Source organism: Pseudomonas sp. FBCC-B1565 (genome assembly GCF_059133265.1).
Genome location: NZ_CP101438.1, coordinates 5,301,822 through 5,323,064 on the forward strand (window position 1 = coordinate 5,301,822; position 21,243 = coordinate 5,323,064).

Here is a 21,243-nt window from a genome sequence, read left to right on the forward strand (position 1 = left end):
TACAGCCTCTGAAACCGACGCAGCCTGGCCTGCGCCCGCCTCCGCACATTGCAAAAGGTCTCGACGCCAGTGTACAAATGGCCCGCTGCTGTCTGGAATTCATCTTCAAAAGCGCTTCGGCGCCCTGCTTGAACACCCTTAAAAACCGTAGCCCTATTGGTAAGACGCGACATTTAATTATAAGATCGCGCCTTCCCCTATTTCGTCGCCCCGTGCGGCTTTCGCCGCAGGTCTCGCCCGTTGTCACAATAAACAAGGCTTTGAGTATCTGCGGTCTGTTGCAAAAAGGTAGTTAATGATGAGCGCAAGGCACTTTCTCTCCCTGATGGATTGCACGCCCGAAGAGCTGGTCAGCGTGATCCGTCGAGGCATTGAGCTTAAAGACCTGCGTAACCGCGGCGTACTGTTCGAGCCTTTGAAAAACCGCGTGCTCGGCATGATCTTCGAGAAGTCGTCGACCCGCACCCGTGTATCGTTCGAAGCCGGCATGATCCAACTGGGTGGCCAGGCAATCTTCCTGTCCTCGCGCGACACCCAGCTGGGTCGTGGCGAGCCGATCGCCGACAGCGCGAAAGTGATGTCGAGCATGCTCGATGCCGTGATGATCCGTACCTTTGCCCATAGCACCGTGACCGAATTTTCCGCCAACTCCCGTGTACCGGTGATCAACGGCCTGTCCGATGACCTGCACCCGTGCCAGTTGCTGGCCGATATGCAAACCTTCCTTGAGCACCGTGGCTCGATCCAGGGCAAGACCGTGGCCTGGATCGGCGACGGCAACAACATGTGCAACAGCTATATAGAAGCGGCCATCCAATTCGACTTCCAATTGCGCGTTGCATGCCCGGAAGGCTACGAGCCTGACGCGCGCTTCCTGGAGCAGGCCGGCGACCGCGTGACCCTGGTCCGCGACCCGCATGACGCGGTGATCGGTGCGCACCTGGTAAGCACCGACGTCTGGACCTCCATGGGCCAGGAAGACGAAACCGCCAAGCGCCTGGCCTTGTTCGCCCCGTATCAGGTGACCCGCGCCCTGCTCGACCTGGCCGCGCCTGATGTGTTGTTCATGCACTGCCTGCCGGCCCACCGTGGCGAAGAGATCAGCACCGACCTGCTCGATGACCCACGCTCGGTCGCCTGGGACCAGGCTGAAAACCGCCTGCATGCACAAAAGGCCTTGCTCGAATTCCTCGTCCCACCGTCGTACCACCACGCATGAGCCATCCATTACTGCTGAACCTGCGCAACCTGGCATGCGGCTATCAAGATCAACGGGTGGTACAGAACCTCAACCTGCACCTCAATGCGGGCGACATCGGTTGCCTGCTGGGTTCCTCGGGCTGCGGCAAGACCACCACCCTACGAGCGATTGCCGGGTTCGAGCCGGTGCACGAAGGTGAAATCAGCCTGGCTGGCGAAGTGATCTCCAGTGCCGGGTTCACCTTGGCCCCTGAGAAACGTCGCATCGGCATGGTGTTCCAGGACTACGCGTTGTTTCCTCACCTGAGCGTGGCCGATAACATCGCCTTCGGCATTCGCAAGCACCCGCAAAAAGACCGCGTAGTCGCCGAGTTGCTGGAGCTGGTAAACCTGAAAAACCTGGGCAAGCGCTTCCCCCATGAGCTGTCCGGCGGCCAGCAACAACGCGTCGCCCTCGCCCGTGCCTTGGCGCCAGAACCGGCCTTGCTGTTGCTGGATGAGCCCTTCTCCAACCTGGATGGCGAGTTGCGACGCAAGCTCAGCCACGAGGTGCGTGACATCCTCAAGGCCCGCGGCACCAGCGCAATCCTGGTGACCCATGACCAGGAAGAAGCCTTCGCCGTCAGCGACCAGGTCGGCGTGTTCAAAGAAGGCCGCCTTGAGCAATGGGACACGCCCTACAACCTTTATCACGAGCCGCAGACGCCCTACGTCGCCAGCTTTATCGGCCAGGGCTACTTCATTCGTGGGCAATTGAGTTCGCCGGAATCGGTCAGCACCGAACTGGGTGAGTTGCGCGGCAACCGCGCCTACACCTGGCCTACCGGCGGTGCGGTGGATGTGTTGCTGCGTCCGGATGACATCGTCTACGCGCCGGACAGCGGGTTGAAAGCGCGGATCGTCGGCAAGACCTTCCTCGGTGCATCGACGCTGTACCGCCTGCAGCTGCCGACCGGCGCGCAGCTGGAGTCGATTTTCCCGAGTCATGCCGATCATCAGGTCGGTGCAGATGTGGGCATTCGGGTGGCCGCCGAACACCTGGTGTTGTTCCAGGCGTCCGGCAGCACGGCCGCACACATCCCTCCAGTCGAATCCGGCGTACGACGCTACAGCCCGGTATAAAACCTCGTCATGCCCGGCCAATTTCCGCGAACTTGGCCTGGGTATGCTCAGCCAGCACCGCCGCTGGCAATTCAACCTCCAAGCCCCTCCTCCCCGCACTCACAAAAATCGTCGCAAACGGCTGCGCTGTCACATCAATGAACGTGCGCAAACGCTTCTTCTGCCCCAACGGGCTGATGCCGCCTAACAGGTAACCGGTGGAACGTTGCGCCGCCGCAGGGTCGGCCATTTCGACTTTCTTGACGCCTGCCGCATGCGCCAGGGCTTTCAGATCCAGACTTCCGACGACCGGCACCACCGCCACTAACAATTCGCCTTTCTCGCTGCTGGCCAGCAAGGTCTTGAACACCTGCGCAGGGTCCAGGCCCAATTTTTCCGCGGCCTCCAGCCCATACGAAGCCGCCTTGGGGTCATGTTCGTAACTGTGGATGCGATGTTCGGCGCGAACTTTTTTCAACAAGTCCAATGCGGGCGTCATGGTGTCTCCGAGGCGTGGCAAACAGATGGCCAATTCTAGGCCAAGCCCACGTAAAACGCTCTAGTCCGCCCACTCTTGCCGTACACACGCAATGTGACAAGCGTGATCATTCACCAGACCAATAGTTTGAAAGTGACTGACGGTTCACTTTCGACCTTTGACAGCCGTCATTCTTGTCTATATTTTTTCGTTTCCGAATACTGTAGGAATACACCCGCAGCGTTCAAAGCAGTAAGCCATGGTCGGGATGGGGATCCCTGCCACGGTGAAAATCGCGCAACAACCCGTTGAGGTTGTGCGCCAGACAAGAACAACAACTGAGGTTTTCCATGACAACTGCTCTTCAACAGCCTTCACTTTCGAGCCAATGCATGGCCGAATTCCTGGGGACTGCGCTTCTGATCTTCTTCGGTACTGGATGTGTCGCTGCGCTCAAGGTCGCGGGTGCCAGCTTTGGCTTGTGGGAGATCAGTATCATCTGGGGGGTTGGCGTCAGCATGGCGATCTACCTGAGCGCCGGCATTTCCGGAGCCCACCTCAACCCGGCCGTCAGCATCGCGCTGTGCATTTTCGCCGACTTCGACAAGCGCAAACTGCCCTTCTACATTCTCGCCCAGATCGCCGGCGCCTTCTGCTCGGCGGCCTTGGTGTACACGCTCTACAGCAACCTGTTTTTCGATTACGAACAAACCCACCACATGGTGCGCGGCTCCCAGGCCAGCCTGGAACTGGCGTCGGTGTTCTCCACCTACCCCCATGCGCTGCTGAGCACCGCCCAGGCGTTCCTGGTGGAAATGGTCATTACCGCCATCCTGATGGGTGTGATCATGGCCCTCACCGATGACAACAACGGCCTGCCACGCGGCCCGTTGGCGCCCCTGCTGATCGGCCTGCTGATCGCGGTGATCGGCAGCGCAATGGGCCCTTTGACCGGCTTTGCGATGAACCCAGCACGGGATTTCGGGCCCAAGCTGATGACCTTTTTCGCCGGTTGGGGTGAAATGGCTTTCACTGGCGGCCGCGATATTCCTTACTTCCTCGTACCGATTTTCGCGCCGATTGTCGGCGCATGCCTCGGCGCCGCGGCCTATCGCGGGCTGATTGCCCGCCACCTGCCGAGCGCCGCACCTGCTACAGCTGAAGAAACATCTGACACGGCAGTCAACGGCAAGACCCGTATTTCCTGATAGCGCCGGCCTGGACGCACCTGCCCTTCTTGCGCCCCAGGCTGATTACCGACTTTCTTATTTTCCAAGGCATTCGACATGACCGATATTCAGAATAAGAACTACATCATTGCCCTAGACCAAGGCACCACCAGTTCCCGCGCGATCATCTTCGATCGTGACGCCAACGTGGTCTGCACCGCCCAGCGCGAATTCACTCAGCATTACCCACAAGCCGGTTGGGTCGAGCATGACCCGATGGAAATCTTCGCCACCCAGAGTGCGGTGATGGTCGAAGCGCTGGCACAGGCCGGCCTGCACCATGACCAGGTCGCTGCCATCGGCATCACCAACCAGCGTGAAACCACCGTGGTGTGGGACAAAGTCACCGGTCGCCCGATCTACAACGCGATCGTCTGGCAGTGCCGCCGCAGCACCGAGATCTGCCAGCAGCTCAAGCGCGATGGCCACGAGCAATACATCAATGACACCACTGGCCTGGTCACCGACCCGTACTTCTCCGGCACCAAGCTCAAGTGGATCCTCGACAACGTCGAAGGCAGCCGCGAGCGTGCGCGCAACGGCGAACTGCTGTTCGGCACCATCGACAGCTGGCTGATCTGGAAATTTACCGGCGGCAAGACCCACGTCACCGACTACACCAACGCCTCGCGCACCATGCTCTTCAACATCCACACCCTTGAGTGGGATGCGAAGATGCTGGAGATCCTCGACGTCCCGCGCGAAATGCTGCCGCAAGTGAAGTCCTCCTCGGAAATCTACGGCCGTACCAAAAGCGGCATCGCCATCGGCGGTATCGCCGGCGACCAGCAGGCCGCCCTGTTCGGCCAGATGTGCGTCGAAGCCGGCCAGGCCAAGAACACCTACGGCACTGGCTGCTTCCTGCTGATGAACACCGGCGACAAAGCGGTGAAATCCAAGCACGGCATGCTCACCACCATCGCCTGCGGCCCGCGTGGCGAAGTGGCTTACGCCCTGGAAGGCGCCGTGTTCAATGGCGGCTCCACCGTACAATGGCTGCGAGATGAGTTAAAAATCATCAACGACGCCCACGACACCGAATACTTCGCCGGCAAGGTCAAGGACAGCAACGGCGTGTACCTGGTGCCCGCGTTTACCGGCCTGGGCGCGCCGTACTGGGACCCGTATGCCCGTGGCGCACTGTTCGGCCTGACCCGTGGCGTACGCGTGGATCACATCATTCGTGCCGCCCTGGAGTCGATTGCCTACCAGACCCGCGACGTGCTCGACGCCATGCAGCAGGATTCGGGCGAGCGCCTCAAGGCGTTGCGCGTAGACGGCGGCGCGGTGGCCAACAACTTCCTGATGCAGTTCCAGGCCGATATCCTCGGCACCCAGGTCGAGCGCCCACAAATGCGCGAAACCACTGCGTTGGGCGCGGCCTACCTGGCCGGCCTGGCGTGCGGCTTCTGGGGCAGCCTGGACGAGCTGCGCGGCAAGGCGGTGATCGAGCGCGAATTCGAACCGCAACTGGACGAAGCCGCCAAGGAAAAACTCTACGCCGGCTGGCAAAAAGCGGTCAGCCGCACCCGTGACTGGGAGCCGCACGAAGGCGCTGAATAAGCCAAGCGCCGGACCCATATAGGGTTGTAACTGGCAGGGAGCGGATTCCTGCGTCATCATGGGCCACTTTTGTATGGCAGCCCAAAGGACGCCCCATGAATCTGCCTCCCCGCCAACAACAAATCCTCGAACTGGTCCGCGAACGCGGCTACGTCAGTATCGAGGAGATGGCGCAGCTATTCGTTGTCACCCCGCAAACCATCCGCCGCGATATCAACCAGCTGGCGGACGCCAATCTGCTGCGCCGCTACCACGGCGGCGCGGCCTATGACTCCAGTGTCGAAAACACCGCATACGCCATGCGTGCCGACCAGATGCGCGACGAGAAACAGCGCATCGGCGAAGCCATCGCCGCGCAGATCCCCGATCACGCCTCGTTATTTATCAATATCGGCACCACCACCGAATCCATCGCCCGCGCGTTGCTCAACCACAACCACCTGAAAATCATCACCAACAACCTCAACGTCGCCACCATGCTCAGTGCCAAGGACGACTTTGATGTGTTGCTCACGGGTGGCAATGTGCGGCGTGACGGAGGTGTGGTGGGCCAGGCTAGTGTCGACTTCATCAACCAGTTCAAGGTCGACTTTGCTCTGGTGGGCATCAGCGGTATCGATGAAGACGGCAGCCTGCTGGACTTTGATTACCAGGAGGTACGGGTTTCCCAGGCGATCATTGCCAACGCCCGCCAGGTGATCCTGGCGGCGGACTCCAGCAAGTTCGGGCGCAATGCCATGATTCGTCTGGGGCCGATCAGCCTGGTGGATTGCCTGGTGACGGATCAACAGCCGGTGCCGGCGTTGGTGCAGTTGCTCAATGACCACAAGGTTCGTCTGGAAGTGGTGTAGCGCCTGCACTGACGCCATCGGGGGCAAGCCCCCTCCCACATTGGAATGCGATCAACCTGTGGGAGGGGGCTCGCCCCCGATTGCTATTTACCTGACCACCCATTTCTCCAGCCAGCACTGGCTCATGTTCACAAATTTTCCTTTCCCGCCGCTTCGATGAGTTTTTTCAATCGAAGTCAGGTGGCTGCGCGCGCGTTTATCAGCTACCATTTTCGCAAATGAACATTAATGTTCGAATTCCAATACGAAAAAGATCGCGAGGCCAGCCGATGAACCCTTCTACCTTGCCTGCTCCACCGCTTGCCGAAGTCTATGACGTTGCCGTTATCGGTGGCGGGATCAATGGCGTCGGCATTGCAGCAGACGCAGCCGGGCGCGGTTTGTCGGTATTCCTTTGCGAAAAGGACGACCTGGCCAGCCACACCTCCTCCGCCAGCAGCAAGCTGATCCACGGCGGCCTGCGCTACCTCGAACATTACGAATTCCGCCTGGTGCGCGAAGCCCTGGCCGAACGTGAGGTGCTGCTGGCCAAGGCCCCGCACATCGTCAAGCAGATGCGCTTCGTGCTGCCGCACCGCCCACACCTGCGTCCGGCGTGGATGATCCGTGCCGGTCTGTTCCTGTACGACCACCTGGGTAAGCGCGAAAAGCTCGCCGGTTCGAAAAGCCTCAAGTTCGGCGCCGACAGCCCACTAAAAAGTGAAATCACCCAAGGCTTCGAATACTCCGACTGCTGGGTCGATGACGCCCGCCTCGTGGTGCTCAACGCCATGGCCGCCCGCGAAAAAGGCGCGCATATCCATACCCAGACCCGTTGCATCAGCGCACACCGCAGCAACGGCATGTGGGACATGAACATGGAACGCGCCGACGGCAGCCTGTTCTCGATCCGCGCCCGCGCCTTGGTGAACGCTGCCGGCCCGTGGGTCGCCAAGTTCATCAAGGACGACCTGAAGCTGGATTCACCCTACGGCATCCGCCTGATCCAGGGCAGCCACCTGATCGTGCCGAAACTGTACGAAGGTGCCCACGCGCACATCCTGCAGAACGAAGACCAGCGCATCGTCTTCACGATTCCGTACCTGAACCACCTGACCATCATCGGCACCACCGACCGCGAATACACCGGCGACCCGGCAAAAGTCGCGATCACCGAAGGTGAAACCGACTACATGCTGAAAGTGGTCAACGCGCACTTCAAGAAACAACTGAGTCGCGATGACATCGTGCATACCTATTCCGGCGTGCGCCCGCTGTGCAACGACGAGTCGGACAACCCGTCGGCTATCACCCGCGACTACACCCTGGCACTGTCCGGTGGCACGGGCGAAGCGCCGATCCTGTCGGTGTTCGGCGGCAAGCTGACCACCTATCGCAAACTCGCTGAGTCGGCGATGGCGCAACTGGCACCGTACTTCACCCAGATGCGCCCAAGCTGGACCGCCACAGCCAGCCTGCCGGGCGGTGAAAACATGACGACGCCAGAAGCCCTGGCCGAAGCGATTCGCAGCAAGTTCGACTGGATACCGAGCGAGATCGCCCGCCGTTGGTCCACCACTTACGGCAGCCGCACCTGGCGACTGCTCGAAGGTGTGCAGTCGCTGGCCGATCTGGGTGACCACCTGGGTGGAGGCCTGTACACCCGCGAAGTCGATTACCTGTGCGCCGAAGAGTGGGCGACCCAACCCCACGACGTGCTGTGGCGCCGTACCAAGCTCGGCTTGTTCACCACCCCGGAAGAACAGGACAACGTGCAACGTTACCTGTCCAAGGTCGAGCAAACCCGCGCAAAGATTGAAGCGGCCTGATCAGGTCGCCTTGAAAAGCCCCTGCACCGAAAGGTCCAGGGGCTTTTTTATGCCAGATGTCTCGTCCTAAATAAGGTTTACACCTTCTGACGTCTTATCGGGAAGGTGCAATGAATACGGGCGCAAAACGCAGTCAACGAGATTACACGCTGACTTTTAAATTGTCGGTTGTCGACCAAGTCGAAAAAGGCGAGTTGAGTTATAAAGAAGCTCAACGGCGTTATGGGATTCAGGGTCGTTCGACGGTGTTGGTGTGGTTACGCAAGCATGGTCGGCAGGACTGGAGCCAAGGCGCCTCCATTCGGACCCAGAGGAGCCGACCGATGGACAAACCTACCTTGCCGTTGACTCCCGAGCAAAGAATCAAAGAGCTCGAGGAACAACTGGCACTGGCCAACCAGAAGGCCAAATTCTTTGAAGACGTGGTCGATGTTCTGAAGAACGATTACGGTGTATCCGTTGTAAAAAAGCGGTCCGGCAAGTCGTTGCGCAAACCCAGACCCTGAGTGTCAGCAGGGCTTGCCAGTTTATGAGTATCAGTCGCCAAGCCTATTACAAGCGTGACCGGGTCCATCGTGCCCGAGCCGATCAAGATCAGAAACTTCTCCAGTTTGTGCAGGAAGTTCGTGTGCGCCAACCGTGCATTGGCACCCGCAAATTGCACTCGATGATGCAAGCGAAGCATGACAAGCCAGAATTGCATGTCGGACGAGATCGTTTGTTTGGGGTTTTACGAGAGCACCGGCAGTTGGTGCGCAGGAGACGGGCCTATCACAAGACGACCGATAGCCATCATCGCTTTCGCTGCCATCCCAATTTGCTAAAGCCTGGCCCGCAACAAGTCGTAGCTACTGGCCCGGAACAGGTCTGGGTGGCGGATATCACCTACCTATCTACAGGGCGCGATGAACCGGCCTACCTAAGTTTGGTGACGGATGCCTTCTCGAGGAAAATAGTTGGTTATCACGTGCATGGCAGTCTACATGCCGATTCGGTAGCCCAAGCCTTACGCATGGCGTTGAAGGCACGTCGAACGGGCCAGAAACTGGTTCATCACTCGGATCGCGGCGTGCAGTACTGCTCAGTGCTCTATCAAAAAATCCATGCCAAGCATGGCATCACATGCTCGATGACTGATGGCTACGATTGCTACCAAAACGCCTTGGCAGAACGGGTCAACGGAATCTTGAAGGCGGAACTCTTGCTTCACCGGCCGACAGACTTGGTTCAAGCGGAGCAAATGGTGCGGGAGGCGATCTTGATCTACAACCAGGAGCGCCCGCACTTGTCCTTAAAATACAAAACGCCCGATGCAGTGCATCGGGCGTTGGGGTGAAACAGGTGTAAACCTATTTCAGGACTAGACAAGATAAATCCCACACCCCCTATTCGGTTTTCCGAACGCCATACCGCAGCCTATTCGGATTGCCGGATCACGGCGTGACAAATTCTTCGAAAGAAAAATTTAATACCTTTATAAATCAAATAGATAACCTTTTATTCGAGGTATGGCACGACTCATGCTCTACACTCTCTGACGATTGCCTGAGACGCCTCAGGAGCCGTCACGGGCATTCGCTGTACAAGAGAGCCGTTTAGCCGGCTTCATAAAAAAAACAAATGTCGAGGAAGTATTGATGCGCATCGTTCCCCATATCCTGGGCGCAGCTATCGCTGCTGCTCTGATCAGCACTCCAGTTTTCGCCGCCGAACTCACCGGCACACTGAAGAAAATCAACGACTCCGGCACCATCACCCTCGCTCACCGCGACAGCTCCATTCCGTTTTCCTACATCGCGGATGGTTCGGGCAAACCTGTGGGCTACTCCCACGACATTCAGCTGGCTATCGTTGAAGCCCTGAAAAAAGACCTGAACAAGCCCGACCTGAAGGCCAAGTACAACCTGGTGACTTCGCAAACTCGTATTCCGCTGATCCAGAACGGCACCGCGGACCTCGAGTGCGGCTCCACCACCAACAACGCCGAACGCGCCCAGCAAGTTGATTTCACCGTCAACATCTTCGAAATCGGCACCCGCCTGCTGGTCAAGAAAGACAAGGATGGCAAGCCGTCCTACGCTGACTTCGCCGACCTGAAAGGCAAGAACGTCGTGACCACCGCTGGCACCACGTCCGAGCGCATCATCAAGGCGATGAACGCCGACAAGCAGATGGGCATGAACGTCATCTCCGCCAAAGACCACGGCGAATCCTTCCAGATGCTGGAAAGCGGCCGTGCCGTCGCATTCATGATGGACGACGCCCTGCTGGCCGGTGAAGAAGCCAAGGCCAAGAAGCCGGACGACTGGGTCATCACCGGTACTCCACAGTCCTTCGAGGCCTACGCGTGCATGGTTCGCAAAGGCGATCCTGACTTCAAGAAAGCTGTCGATGACGCCATCGTTGCCCTGTACAAATCCGGCGAAATCAACAAGATCTACAGCAAATGGTTCGAGAGCCCGATCCCACCAAAAGGCCTGAACCTGAACTTCCCGATGAGCGACAAGGTGAAGGAGCTGATCGCTAACCCAAGCGACAAACCAGCCCCTGACGTAAAAATCTGATACCTGACTAAGCTTATCTCCTGAGGGAGCCAACCTCCCTCAGGCGTCTGTTACTACCTGCTGGCTTTATTGTGGAACACTCGACCTGGCGGTTTTCGAGCCGATCGCGTGTGCCTGGCGTTCACCGCCGGGCGGGAAAGGATCTTCCCCAAGCGGGTGCTTGTACATCGATCGATTTCGAGGGGAGACCCTAATGAATTACAACTGGGACTGGGGCGTGTTCTTCAAGTCCACTGGCGTGGGCAGCGAGACTTATCTCGACTGGTACATCGCCGGCTTGGGCTGGACCATCGCCATCGCTGTCGTGGCATGGATTATCGCCTTGCTGCTGGGGTCCATTCTGGGCGTCATGCGCACCGTGCCAAACCGCATCGTATCGGGCATCGCGACCTGCTACGTGGAACTGTTTCGTAACGTGCCGCTGCTGGTTCAGCTGTTCATCTGGTACTTCCTGGTACCCGACATGCTGCCGCAGAACCTGCAGGACTGGTACAAACAGGACCTCAACCCGACCACCTCGGCCTACCTGAGCGTTGTCGTGTGCCTGGGCCTCTTCACCGCTGCTCGTGTGTGCGAACAAGTGCGTACCGGCATCCAGGCGCTGCCACGTGGCCAGGAATCCGCTGCACGCGCCATGGGCTTCAAGCTGCCGCAGATCTACTGGAACGTGCTGCTGCCCCAGGCCTACCGGATCATCATTCCGCCGCTTACCTCGGAATTCCTCAACGTCTTCAAGAACTCCTCCGTGGCGTCCTTGATCGGCCTGATGGAACTGCTGGCGCAAACCAAACAGACCGCCGAGTTCTCGGCCAACCTGTTTGAAGCCTTCACCCTGGCTACGCTGATCTACTTCACCCTGAACATGAGCCTGATGTTGCTGATGCGCGTGGTCGAGAAGAAAGTCGCAGTGCCCGGCCTGATCTCCGTGGGGGGTAAATAATGGACTTCGATTTCAGCGGCATCATCCCCGCCATCCCGGGCCTGTGGAACGGCATGGTCATGACCCTGCAGTTGATGGTCATGGGCGTGGTCGGCGGTATCGCGCTGGGTACGGTCCTGGCGCTGATGCGCCTGTCGTCCAGCAAACTGCTGTCGCGCGTTGCCGGCGCTTATGTGAACTACTTCCGCTCGATCCCGCTGCTGCTGGTGATCACCTGGTTCTACCTGGCGGTGCCGTTCGTATTGCGCTGGATCACCGGCGAAGATACCCCGATCGGTGCGTTCACCTCCTGTGTCGTGGCCTTCATGATGTTCGAAGCCGCGTACTTCTGTGAAATCGTGCGGGCCGGCGTGCAGTCGATCCCCAAGGGCCAGATGGCGGCGGCACAGGCCATGGGCATGACCTACGGCCAGACCATGCGCCTGATCATCCTGCCCCAGGCGTTCCGCAAGATGACCCCGTTGCTGCTGCAACAGTCGATCATCCTGTTCCAGGACACCTCGCTGGTCTACACCGTGGGCCTGGTGGACTTCCTCAACTCCGCCCGCTCCAACGGCGACATCATCGGCCGCTCCAATGAGTTCCTGATCTTCGCCGGTGTCGTCTACTTCATCATCAGCTTTTCCGCCTCGCTGCTGGTCAAGCGTCTGCAAAAAAGGTTTGCCGTATGATCTCTATCAAGAACATCAACAAGTGGTATGGCGACTTCCAGGTGCTGACCGATTGCAGCACCGAGGTTAAAAAAGGCGAAGTGATCGTGGTGTGCGGGCCGTCCGGCTCGGGTAAGTCCACCCTGATCAAGTGCGTCAACGCGCTGGAACCGTTCCAGAAGGGCGACATCGTGGTCGACGGCACCTCCATCGCCGACCCTAAGACCAACCTGCCGCAACTGCGCTCGCGCGTCGGCATGGTGTTCCAGCACTTCGAGCTGTTCCCGCACCTGACCATCACCGAAAACCTGACCATCGCGCAGATCAAGGTGCTCGGCCGCAGCAAGGAAGAAGCCACCAAGAAAGGCCTGCAACTGCTCGAGCGCGTCGGCCTGTCGGCGCATGCCCACAAGCACCCGGGCCAGCTCTCCGGCGGCCAGCAACAACGTGTGGCGATTGCCCGCGCCCTGGCCATGGACCCGATCGTCATGCTGTTCGACGAACCGACCTCGGCGCTGGACCCGGAAATGGTCAACGAAGTGCTCGACGTGATGGTGCAACTGGCCCACGAAGGCATGACCATGATGTGCGTGACCCACGAAATGGGCTTCGCCCGCAAAGTGGCCGACCGCGTGATCTTCATGGACGCCGGCAAGATCATCGAAGACTGCCCGAAAGAAGAGTTCTTCGGCGACATCAGCGCCCGCTCCGAACGCGCGCAGCACTTCCTTGAGAAAATCCTGCAGCACTAAGCACTACATAGCGCCGACTGTGGAAACCGGGCCAATGTGGCAGGGGGCTTGCCGCCTCCCACATTGGCCCGCACAGGCTGGCAGCTCTGGTTGACCCAAGGCATCTGTGATGAAATGCGACCCCAACCAATTTCGCGCCGCACCGCCATCACTTGCCGTGAAACCACGCCTGATCCGCCAACTGTTCCTGCCGCCCCTGATCATCGCCCTGATGATCGGCCTGGGTTTCATCGGCTTCTGGGTCAGTGAGTACTACGGTATCCGCACCCTCAGCGACACCGGCGAACGCCAGTTGGAGTTGCATGCCCGCACCGTCGAAAGCGAACTGAGCAAGTACACCTACCTGCCCAGCCTGCTGGAGCTGGAGTCCAGCGTTTCCACGCTGCTGGCCGACCCGAACCAGGAAACCCGCAAGACCGTCAACGATTACCTCGAAGGCCTGAACCGACGCAGTCGTAGTCGGGCCATCTACGTGATGGACACCACCGGCCGCGTGCTGGCCACCAGTAACTGGCGCGATGCCGACAGTTACCAGGGTGAAGACCTGTCCTTCCGCGCCTATTTCCAGAACGCCGTGCGGGGCCAGCCGGGTCGTTTCTACGGCATCGGCAGCACCAACGGCGAACCCGGCTACTACCTGGCACACGGCCTGGAAGAGCATGGCAAGATCATCGGCGTCGCGGTGGTCAAGGTGCGCCTCGAAGCCCTCGAAGAGCGCTGGCAGCGCGCACGCCTCGAAGCGTTCGTGAGCGATGAGAACGGTATCATCATCCTCTCCAGCGACCCGGCCCGCCGCCTCAAGGCCGTGCGCCCGCTGAGCGATGACACCAAGGACCGCCTGGCCCACAGCCTGCAATATTACTGGGCGACACTGAACGAGTTGGAACCCCTGGCCCGCGAGCACCTCAACGAAGGCACCGAAAAACTGACCTTCCCGGCCAACAGCGAAGTGGTCAACGACGCCCACGAAGTCAGCTACCTGGCGCAAACCCGCCCGCTCAATGACACGCCGTGGAATTTCACCCTGCTCACCCCGCTCAACGACCTGCGCCGCGCCGCGATCAACCAGGGCATCCTGGTGGCCGTTGCGTTTGGCCTGGTGGCGTTTTTGCTGATTGCCTGGAACGAGCGACGCAAAGTCATCGCCACCCGCCTCGCGGCACGGGAAGCCTTGCAGGAAGCCAACAGCCAGTTGGAACGACGGATTGCCGAGCGCACCGCCGACCTGCGCGCCAGCAACGAACGGCTCAAGGGCCAGATCCGCGAACGGCGCCAGGCCGAAGAAACCCTGCGCCGTGCCCAGGATGAACTGGTGCAGGCCGGCAAACTGGCGGCCATCGGCCAGATGTCCACCAGCATCGCCCACGAATTGAATCAGCCCCTGGCCGCGCTGCGCACCTTGTCCGGCAATACTGTGCGCTTCCTGGAGCGCGGTGCGCTGGACACCGCCAGCGCCAATCTCAAGACCATCAATGAACTGATCGACCGCATGGGCCGCATCACCGCCAGCCTACGCTCCTTCGCCCGACGCGGAGACGATCAGGGCGAAGCCAGCCTGGCCAAAGCGGTAGACGCCGCGTTCCAGGTGCTCGGCGCACGCCTGGACAGTCTGCCGCTGACGCTGCACCGCGACTTTTCCCACGCCCAACTGCAAATCGACCAGACACGCCTGGAACAGATCCTGGTCAACCTGATCGGCAATGCCCTTGACGCCATGCAAGCCCAACCGGCCCCGCAGTTGTGGCTGGAAGGCAGCAGCAGCGAGGGCAAATACCGCCTGCAAGTGCGCGACAATGGCCACGGCATCGACCCCGAGGCGCGCAAGCATTTGTTCGAACCGTTCTTCACCACCAAGCCCGGCGAGCAAGGCCTGGGCCTGGGCCTGACGCTGTCCGCCAGCCTGGCGGCAGCCACCGGTGGCACCCTCGCCGTGGAACACCCGGCCAGTGGTGGAACGGCCTTTGTCTTGTGCCTGCCGCTGGCGGGCACTCAACAAGCTGAGTCGACATGAATACAGACGCTACAGCCCTTAAAGAAGACCTCACCGTGTTGATCGTCGAGGACGACCCTCACGTGCTGCTCGGCTGCCAGCAAGCCCTGGCCCTGGAAGATATTCCCAGCGTCGGCGTAGGCAGTGCCGAAGAGGCGTTGAAGCGCATCGGCGAAAACTTCGCCGGCATCGTGATCAGCGATATTCGTTTGCCTGGCATCGACGGCCTGGAGCTGCTCACCCGTCTCAAGGCCCTGGATAAAAGCCTGCCAGTGGTGCTGATCACCGGGCACGGCGATATTTCCATGGCGGTCGGCGCGATGCGCAACGGCGCCTATGACTTCATGGAAAAACCCTTCTCCCCCGAACGCCTGGTCGACGTGGCGCGCCGCGCCCTGGAGCAGCGCGGGCTGGCACGGGAAGTCTGGTCGCTGCGTCGGCAATTGGCCGAGCGCGATTCGTTGGAAGGTCGCATCATCGGCCGTTCGCCGGCCATGCAGAACCTGCGCGAGTTGATCGCCAACGTCGCTGATACCTCGGCCAACGTGCTGATCGAAGGCGAGACCGGCACCGGCAAGGAATTGGTCGCGCGTTGCCTGCATGATTTCAGCCGGCGTCACGCCCACCAGTTCGTCGCCCTGAACTGCGGCGGCCTGCCGGAGAACCTCTTCGAAAGCGAGATTTTCGGCCACGAAGCCAACGCCTTCACCGGTGCCGGCAAGCGCCGCATCGGCAAGATCGAGCACGCCCACGAAGGCACGCTGTTCCTCGATGAAGTGGAAAGCATGCCGATCAACCTGCAGATCAAGTTGTTGCGGGTATTGCAGGAACGCACCCTGGAACGCCTGGGGTCGAACCAGAGCGTCGCGGTGGATTGCCGGGTGATCGCCGCCACCAAGTCCGACCTCGACGAACTGAGCCGCGCCAACCAATTCCGCAGCGACCTGTACTACCGCCTCAACGTGGTGACCCTGGAACTGCCGCCCCTGCGCGAGCGACGCGAAGACATCCTGCAACTGTTCGAACACTTCCTGCAGCAGTCATCCCTGCGCTTCGACCGCACCGCGCCGGAGCTGGACAACCAGACCCTGTCCAGCCTGATGAGCCACGACTGGCCGGGCAACGTGCGTGAACTGCGCAACGTCGCCGAACGTTTCGCCCTCGGCCTGCCCGCCTTCAAGAAAAGCGGCGCCAGCAGCGGCGGCCAAGGCCTGGCCTTCACCGAAGCGGTGGAAGCCTTCGAACGCAACCTGCTCAACGATGCACTGCAACGCAGCGGCGGCAACCTGACCCAGGCCAGCCAGGAACTGGGAATGGCCAAGACCACGCTGTTCGACAAGGTCAAGAAATACGGGTTGAGCCACTGATGGACTTACTGTTGAAGGCCGCCCTCGGCGCGGCGGTGGTGCTGATCCTGGCGGCGCTGGCCAAGACCAAAAACTATTACATCGCAGGCCTGGTGCCGCTGTTTCCGACCTTTGCGTTGATCGCCCACTACATCGTCGGCAAGGGGCGCTCGGTGGACGATTTGAAGACCACGATCCTGTTCGGGATGTGGTCGGTCATTCCGTACTTCGTGTACCTGGCGACCTTGTATGTGATGGTGGATCGGATGCGGTTGGAGGCGTCACTGGCCGTGGCGGCGGTGGCGTGGTTGATGGCCGCGACGATACTGGTCAGCATCTGGGTCCGCGTTCACACCTGACCCAACACGGTCAAAACTGTGGGAGGGGGCTTGCCCCCGATGGCGGTGTATCAGAGACAGAAAAGCTGTCTGACCCACTGCAATCGGGGGCAAGCCCCCTCCCACATTTGAACCTCGGTGTGTCAGCGGACGATCTTGTCGACCTGAATACCCAGCTTCTTCAGGCGATACCAGAAGCTGCGCTCGGAAATCCCGATCTTCGCCGCTGCCGCCGCCTGCACCCCATTGCTCTCCTGCAACGCCGCCAGGATATAGGCCTTCTCCACCTCCGCCAGCGCCGCATCCAGGTCCTGGGGAATGCCCGGCCCGTCGCTGAGGATGGCGGTCACACCGCCCCCGCTCGGCTTGGACGCAAACAGGTAACCGGGCAGGTCGATATCCTCGATTACCGGTGAGGCCGCTACGATGGTCGCGCGTTCCACGCAGTTCTGCAGTTCACGGATATTACCCGGCCAGTGATACGCCGCCATGGCCTGCAAGGCCTCCGGGCTGAAGCCAGTGATACGTTTGCCGGCGGTGGCGCTCAGGGTCTGGGCAAAGTGGTGGGCCAACGGCGCGATGTCTTCCACCCGCTCACGCAAGGCCGGCAACGGGATCGGGAACACGTTGAGGCGGTAATACAGGTCTTCGCGAAACTCTTTGTTGGCCACCGCATCCAGCAGATTCTTGTTGGTGGCGGCAATCACCCGCACGTCCACCTTGCGCTCGCGGGGGTCGCCCACCGGTTCGATCACGCGCTCCTGCAATGCGCGCAGGATCTTCGCCTGCAACGCCAACGGCATGTCGCCCACTTCGTCGAGAAACAACGTGCCCTTGTCAGCCTGCTGGAAGCGCCCTACCCGGTCGGCTACGGCACCGGTAAACGCGCCTTTGCGATGGCCGAACATTTCGCTTTCCAGCAAGCCTTCCGGGATCGCCGCACAGTTGACCGCCACGAACGGTTGGTCGGCACGGCTGCCGTGTTTGTGGATGGCGCGGGCGACCATTTCCTTGCCGGTGCCGCTTTCGCCGGTGAGCAGGATGGTGGCGCTGCTGTCGCGCACCGAGTCCACCGCTTGCAGCACTTTGCGAAACGCCGGGCTGTCGCCCACCAGGCTGTCGAACTGTGCGTGCTCATCCAGTTCGGCACGCAGGCGCGCGTTGTCGCGCATGATGTCGCGAAACTGCAGGGCCTTGGCCACGGTGATGTCCAGCTCGTCGATGTCGAACGGCTTGGCGATGTAGTCGTAAGCGCCGTTGCGCATCGACTGCACGGCGTTTTTCACGGTGCTGTAGGCAGTCATCACGATCACCGGCACGTGGGGGTAGCGCACCTTGATCTCGGCCAGCAGCGCCGGGCCGTCCATGCCCGGCATGCGCCAGTCGCTGATCACTAGGTCGATGTCTTCCTGCTCCAGCACCTTGAGCGCGTGCAGGCCGTTACCGGCGATGAACACCTGCACGCCGTTCTGGCCCAGGGCCGACGCCAGCAGGTCGCAGAGCTTGGGTTCGTCGTCGACTACCAGAATGTTATGCGTCATGACTGTCCTCGTCGTCTTCGCCAATCGCCGGAATGTACAGGCTGAAGGTGGCGCCGGCATCTTTCTCACTGGCGCATTCGATGCTGCCGTCGTGACTTTCCATGATCGAATAGACTTTGGCCAGGCCCAGGCCGGTGCCCGAGGCCTTGGTGGTAACGAACGGGGTGAAGATCCGTTCGATCATGTCCGCCGGGATACCCTGGCCGGTGTCGGCGATGCTGATCACCGTATTGTTGTCCACCGTGCGAATGCCCAGGGTCAGGCGCCCGCCTTCGGGCATGGCGTCGATGGCGTTGAGAATCAGGTTGAGGCAAGCCTGCTTGAGCTGCTTGGCGTCGGCATAGATCGTCGCTCCTGGCGCCTGGTCATCGACATGGGCATCGATCGCGTGGGTGGCGAGTTCCGGCGCGCAAAAGCCGAGGATCTCGTCCACCAGCGCGCGCGCCGGTTGCAGCACGCGCAACGGCGGGTTGGGCTTGGCGAAGTCGAGGAACTCGGTGATCAGGTCGTTGATGCGGCTGACCTCACTGACCACGTACTCCAAATGGCGCTTGTCGGTTTCCGCCAGGTCGGCACGCCGATGCAACAGTTGCGTGGCCGTCTTGATGATGCCCAGCGGGTTGCGGATCTCATGGGCCAGGCCCATGGCGACTTCGCCCAGGGCGTGCAGGCGATCGCGTCGGCGCAACTGGGCCTCAAGGTGATGCAGCTCGCCCAGGCGTTCGGTCATGTGGTTGAAGGTGCTGCTCAACTGCGCCAGCTCATCGCCGCCACTGACCAGCACACGGTGTTCGTAGTCACCTGAAATCACTGCGTCCACGCCTTGGGACAGGTCGCGCAACGGTTTGGTCAGGCGCCGCGACACCAGCACCCCCGCCGCCAGTGACAATGCAGAACTGAGCAGGAAGATCAACACGAACAAATTACTCTGGTTGACCAACCCGACCAGGCTGGTATGGCGCAACAGGCCGCTGAAAATCACGCCCTGCAAATCCCCCGCATCATTGAAGATCGGCCAGTACAGCCCGCTGTAGTTATTGGTGAACTGCTCGCTGGGCTGGCGGGTACTGCGCATCGCCGTTTCGACGCTCTTGGGGATGCGCGAGGGATGATCCACAAAACGCTGGGTCGAGAAGATCTCGGAGAAACCGTCGGGGTTGGCCAGGTATAGGCGCAGGTCGAGGGAATGCACATCGGCCACGCTGGTGAGGAAACTGCTGTCCAGGTAGGTGGCGACCAGCAGAATGTAGTCGACACCGTCACGGCTGGTCTCGAAGGTCGACACCACCAGGCCGGTACTCACCCCGGCCACCTGCACGGTCTGCAACACCGCATTGCTGGTCAGGTTGATCTGTTTGACGATGTCATCGGCGGCGGTGCTGAATTCCACTTTGTGGTCGCTGGTGCGAATCAGCGCCACCACGTCGATGTCGGTCGCGTCGGCAATGTCGGCGGTCAGCCTGTCGTGCTTGGCGGCTCGCCGGCTTGACGGTGGGCTGGTGTAGCGCAGGAACAGCTTGGCCATGCGCGCGTTGTCGTGAAGGATGTCGCCGATCTCGTCCTTGACGATCTTGGTCGACTCCTGCAGCCAGATGCGCACGTTGCTGTCGAAGATCTGCGACAGCGTGGTCGCGGCCAGCTCGGCCGCGATCATGGTAGGGATCACGCTGACCAACCAGAACGCCAGCACCAGCTTGCGCTGGACGCTCCAGCGCGAAATGGCAAAGGGGCGGGCTTTCTGGCGGGTCTTGGTGATCATCAGGTTTCGCTTATCGCAGCAGCCATGGCAGGGTCGGAACGGTCCGGTCGAATAAACAGTTTTACAAGCTTGAGCAGGCCATTGACCAGCCGGTTGCGGTGGCGGAAAAACACACTGTTGCCCTGGAACTCGCAGCCCAGGCGCAGCTTACTGGCATACCCGGCCTGCCCGCACTCATACAACGCAATATTGTGTTGAATACAGTAGTCGACATTGGTCAGCCAGCTGCGAAAGTACAGGTTGTAGTCGCGGGTGAACGCCACGTCATGCCCGAAAAACTTGTCCACCAGCCGGTGTTCGTCGACCAGGATCAGGTTGAACGCCACCAGTTGCTCGTCCACCCAGTAAAGAACACAGACCGCGCGCTCATCCAGGCGTTCGAGTACGCCGGTGAAGTAACCGGCGGGCAGCCGTTCGAACTGCAACTCGGCGCGCGTGAGCGTGGCTTCGTACAGGCGCATGACCTCGGGCAGCACGTCGTCGATATTGCGCCGCCACTCCACCCGCGGCCCTGGCGCACGCAGCTTGCGACGCAGGTCCTTGCGCGTGGATTTGCCCAGCGACCCCAGGTAGGCATCCACCGAGCCGTACGGCAGCGGCAACACACCCGTGGGCAAGCTCGGCATGCTCTGGAAGCCCGCCGCGCGGCAGCTCTGGAGCCAGTGCGGATCTTTGCTCGGCGCATCCTTGACCGCCACCAGGCCGATGCCAAAGTCATCGGCATCCTGGCGTGCAGCCTCCAGCAAGTGCTTGAGCAACAGCGGACGCTGCGCATCCGGCACGCTGCTGGCGAAACCCACGTCGCAGCGTTCGGCCACCGGTGATCCGAGGGCATACAGCCCCAGTTGCAAAAGCCCCGGCCACAGCCGCTCGACACGCTCGGTCAAGCGCTTGCCGGCGCCCGACACCGTGGTGTCGAGGCGATAATGTGTGATGAACGCGGCAGCCACGGCCACCAGCGTTCCATCTTGATAAACCGCGAGATAACGCCACTGGAAATCATCAATGGCGGCGTTTTCCACGGCGACGTAATAGTCCCAATCCTCCAGCGCACCCGGGAAACAGTCGTTCCAGGCACTGCGCTGGATAGCCCGGATGGTCGGGAAAGCCTGGGCGGTGATCACATCGTGTCC

General features: G+C 60.5%; 17 protein-coding genes and 1 pseudogene. 14 read left to right on the forward strand and 4 right to left on the reverse strand.

The genetic code is table 11. The features are described from left to right. Positions 1–298: 298 nt before the first annotated feature. Both argF and NL123_RS24600 read left to right on the forward strand, forming a co-directional pair. Entirely contained in the window at positions 299–1,219 is a 921-nt protein-coding gene (gene argF / locus NL123_RS24595) for an ornithine carbamoyltransferase (RefSeq protein ID WP_102591706.1), read from the forward strand. After that, the gene (locus tag NL123_RS24600) at positions 1,216–2,322 is read left to right on the forward strand and encodes an ABC transporter ATP-binding protein (RefSeq protein ID WP_248486514.1); all 1,107 of its coding nucleotides are present in this window, start codon (positions 1,216–1,218) and stop codon (positions 2,320–2,322) included. The genes argF and NL123_RS24600 overlap by 4 nt, the downstream gene beginning before the upstream one ends. A 7-nt stretch (positions 2,323–2,329) precedes the next feature. Here the strand turns inward: NL123_RS24600 and ybaK are convergent, their stop codons facing one another. Then, positions 2,330–2,800 (reverse strand): Cys-tRNA(Pro) deacylase, encoded by a 471-nt coding sequence (gene ybaK, locus NL123_RS24605; protein ID WP_034096128.1) that lies wholly within the window; start codon positions 2,798–2,800, stop codon positions 2,330–2,332. 329 nt (positions 2,801–3,129) lie between these two features. Between ybaK and NL123_RS24610 the strand changes: the two genes are divergently transcribed. The 12 genes and pseudogenes from NL123_RS24610 (at position 3,130) to NL123_RS24665 (ending at position 16,831) form a co-directional block, all read left to right on the forward strand. Continuing rightward, positions 3,130–3,987, forward strand: a complete 858-nt coding sequence (locus tag NL123_RS24610; RefSeq protein ID WP_248486512.1) for an MIP/aquaporin family protein — start codon at positions 3,130–3,132, stop codon at positions 3,985–3,987. A 78-nt stretch (positions 3,988–4,065) separates the two neighbouring features. Then, complete coding sequence (gene glpK, locus NL123_RS24615; RefSeq protein ID WP_248486510.1) at positions 4,066–5,571, forward strand: glycerol kinase GlpK; 1,506 nt, start codon at positions 4,066–4,068, stop codon at positions 5,569–5,571. A gap of 95 nt (positions 5,572–5,666) precedes the next feature. After that, entirely contained in the window at positions 5,667–6,422 is a 756-nt protein-coding gene (locus NL123_RS24620) for a DeoR/GlpR family transcriptional regulator (protein ID WP_034118315.1), read from the forward strand. A gap of 269 nt (positions 6,423–6,691) precedes the next feature. Further along, the gene (glpD, locus tag NL123_RS24625) at positions 6,692–8,230 is read left to right on the forward strand and encodes a glycerol-3-phosphate dehydrogenase (RefSeq protein WP_248486508.1); all 1,539 of its coding nucleotides are present in this window, start codon (positions 6,692–6,694) and stop codon (positions 8,228–8,230) included. A 110-nt stretch (positions 8,231–8,340) separates the two neighbouring features. Beyond that, positions 8,341–9,594 (forward strand): annotated as a pseudogene (locus NL123_RS24630) (IS3 family transposase). Positions 9,595–9,867: 273 nt separating this feature from the next. Beyond that, the gene (locus NL123_RS24635; protein ID WP_058423787.1) at positions 9,868–10,794 is read left to right on the forward strand and encodes a glutamate/aspartate ABC transporter substrate-binding protein; all 927 of its coding nucleotides are present in this window, start codon (positions 9,868–9,870) and stop codon (positions 10,792–10,794) included. 193 nt (positions 10,795–10,987) lie between these two features. Next, positions 10,988–11,734: an amino acid ABC transporter permease gene (locus NL123_RS24640; protein ID WP_025856885.1), complete on the forward strand. Its 747-nt coding sequence runs from the start codon at positions 10,988–10,990 to the stop codon at positions 11,732–11,734. After that, on the forward strand, positions 11,734–12,405 hold the full coding sequence (locus tag NL123_RS24645) for an amino acid ABC transporter permease (RefSeq protein WP_010212763.1): 672 nt from the start codon (positions 11,734–11,736) through the stop codon (positions 12,403–12,405). Before NL123_RS24640 ends, NL123_RS24645 begins: the two co-directional genes overlap by 1 nt. Continuing rightward, positions 12,402–13,136 carry an amino acid ABC transporter ATP-binding protein gene (locus tag NL123_RS24650; RefSeq protein WP_025856887.1) on the forward strand — a complete coding sequence of 245 codons (735 nt, stop codon included), beginning with the start codon at positions 12,402–12,404 and terminating at the stop codon, positions 13,134–13,136. The genes NL123_RS24645 and NL123_RS24650 overlap by 4 nt, the downstream gene beginning before the upstream one ends. Before the next feature lie 109 nt (positions 13,137–13,245). Continuing rightward, positions 13,246–15,147 carry a two-component sensor histidine kinase AauS gene (gene aauS, locus NL123_RS24655; RefSeq protein ID WP_248486506.1) on the forward strand — a complete coding sequence of 634 codons (1,902 nt, stop codon included), beginning with the start codon at positions 13,246–13,248 and terminating at the stop codon, positions 15,145–15,147. Between the two features lie 65 nt (positions 15,148–15,212). Beyond that, positions 15,213–16,493 (forward strand): two-component response regulator AauR, encoded by a 1,281-nt coding sequence (gene aauR, locus NL123_RS24660; RefSeq protein WP_231999547.1) that lies wholly within the window; start codon positions 15,213–15,215, stop codon positions 16,491–16,493. Positions 16,494–16,501: 8 nt separating this feature from the next. Continuing rightward, the gene (locus tag NL123_RS24665; protein WP_494358339.1) at positions 16,502–16,831 is read left to right on the forward strand and encodes a GlpM family protein; all 330 of its coding nucleotides are present in this window, start codon (positions 16,502–16,504) and stop codon (positions 16,829–16,831) included. A 122-nt stretch (positions 16,832–16,953) separates the two neighbouring features. Here NL123_RS24665 and NL123_RS24670 read toward each other — a convergent pair whose 3' ends face one another. The 3 genes from NL123_RS24670 to NL123_RS24680 are packed head-to-tail and all read right to left on the reverse strand — an operon-like array spanning position 16,954 to position 21,234. Continuing rightward, a complete protein-coding gene (locus tag NL123_RS24670; RefSeq protein ID WP_494356536.1) occupies positions 16,954–18,351 on the reverse strand; it encodes a sigma-54-dependent transcriptional regulator in 1,398 nt (465 codons plus the stop codon). Further along, the gene (locus NL123_RS24675) at positions 18,341–20,110 is read right to left on the reverse strand and encodes a sensor histidine kinase (protein ID WP_494356537.1); all 1,770 of its coding nucleotides are present in this window, start codon (positions 20,108–20,110) and stop codon (positions 18,341–18,343) included. Before NL123_RS24675 ends, NL123_RS24670 begins: the two co-directional genes overlap by 11 nt. Then, complete coding sequence (locus tag NL123_RS24680) at positions 20,110–21,234, reverse strand: GNAT family N-acetyltransferase (protein WP_248486500.1); 1,125 nt, start codon at positions 21,232–21,234, stop codon at positions 20,110–20,112. Before NL123_RS24680 ends, NL123_RS24675 begins: the two co-directional genes overlap by 1 nt. Positions 21,235–21,243: the final 9 nt, after the last annotated feature.

What these genes read in the sequence shown, in the direction of transcription:
- NL123_RS24645 (WP_010212763.1), top strand. Translation starts at nt 11,734, where the DNA reads ATGGACTTCGATTTCAGCGGCATCATCCCCGCCATCCCGGGCCTGTGG.
- NL123_RS24670 (WP_494356536.1), bottom strand. Translation starts at nt 18,351, where the DNA reads ATGACGCATAACATTCTGGTAGTCGACGACGAACCCAAGCTCTGCGAC.
- NL123_RS24600 (WP_248486514.1), top strand. Translation starts at nt 1,216, where the DNA reads ATGAGCCATCCATTACTGCTGAACCTGCGCAACCTGGCATGCGGCTAT.
- ybaK (WP_034096128.1), bottom strand. Translation starts at nt 2,800, where the DNA reads ATGACGCCCGCATTGGACTTGTTGAAAAAAGTTCGCGCCGAACATCGC.
- NL123_RS24675 (WP_494356537.1), bottom strand. Translation starts at nt 20,110, where the DNA reads ATGATCACCAAGACCCGCCAGAAAGCCCGCCCCTTTGCCATTTCGCGC.
- NL123_RS24610 (WP_248486512.1), top strand. Translation starts at nt 3,130, where the DNA reads ATGACAACTGCTCTTCAACAGCCTTCACTTTCGAGCCAATGCATGGCC.
- NL123_RS24635 (WP_058423787.1), top strand. Translation starts at nt 9,868, where the DNA reads ATGCGCATCGTTCCCCATATCCTGGGCGCAGCTATCGCTGCTGCTCTG.
- glpK (WP_248486510.1), top strand. Translation starts at nt 4,066, where the DNA reads ATGACCGATATTCAGAATAAGAACTACATCATTGCCCTAGACCAAGGC.
- NL123_RS24620 (WP_034118315.1), top strand. Translation starts at nt 5,667, where the DNA reads ATGAATCTGCCTCCCCGCCAACAACAAATCCTCGAACTGGTCCGCGAA.
- glpD (WP_248486508.1), top strand. Translation starts at nt 6,692, where the DNA reads ATGAACCCTTCTACCTTGCCTGCTCCACCGCTTGCCGAAGTCTATGAC.
- NL123_RS24640 (WP_025856885.1), top strand. Translation starts at nt 10,988, where the DNA reads ATGAATTACAACTGGGACTGGGGCGTGTTCTTCAAGTCCACTGGCGTG.
- argF (WP_102591706.1), top strand. Translation starts at nt 299, where the DNA reads ATGAGCGCAAGGCACTTTCTCTCCCTGATGGATTGCACGCCCGAAGAG.
- NL123_RS24650 (WP_025856887.1), top strand. Translation starts at nt 12,402, where the DNA reads ATGATCTCTATCAAGAACATCAACAAGTGGTATGGCGACTTCCAGGTG.
- aauS (WP_248486506.1), top strand. Translation starts at nt 13,246, where the DNA reads ATGAAATGCGACCCCAACCAATTTCGCGCCGCACCGCCATCACTTGCC.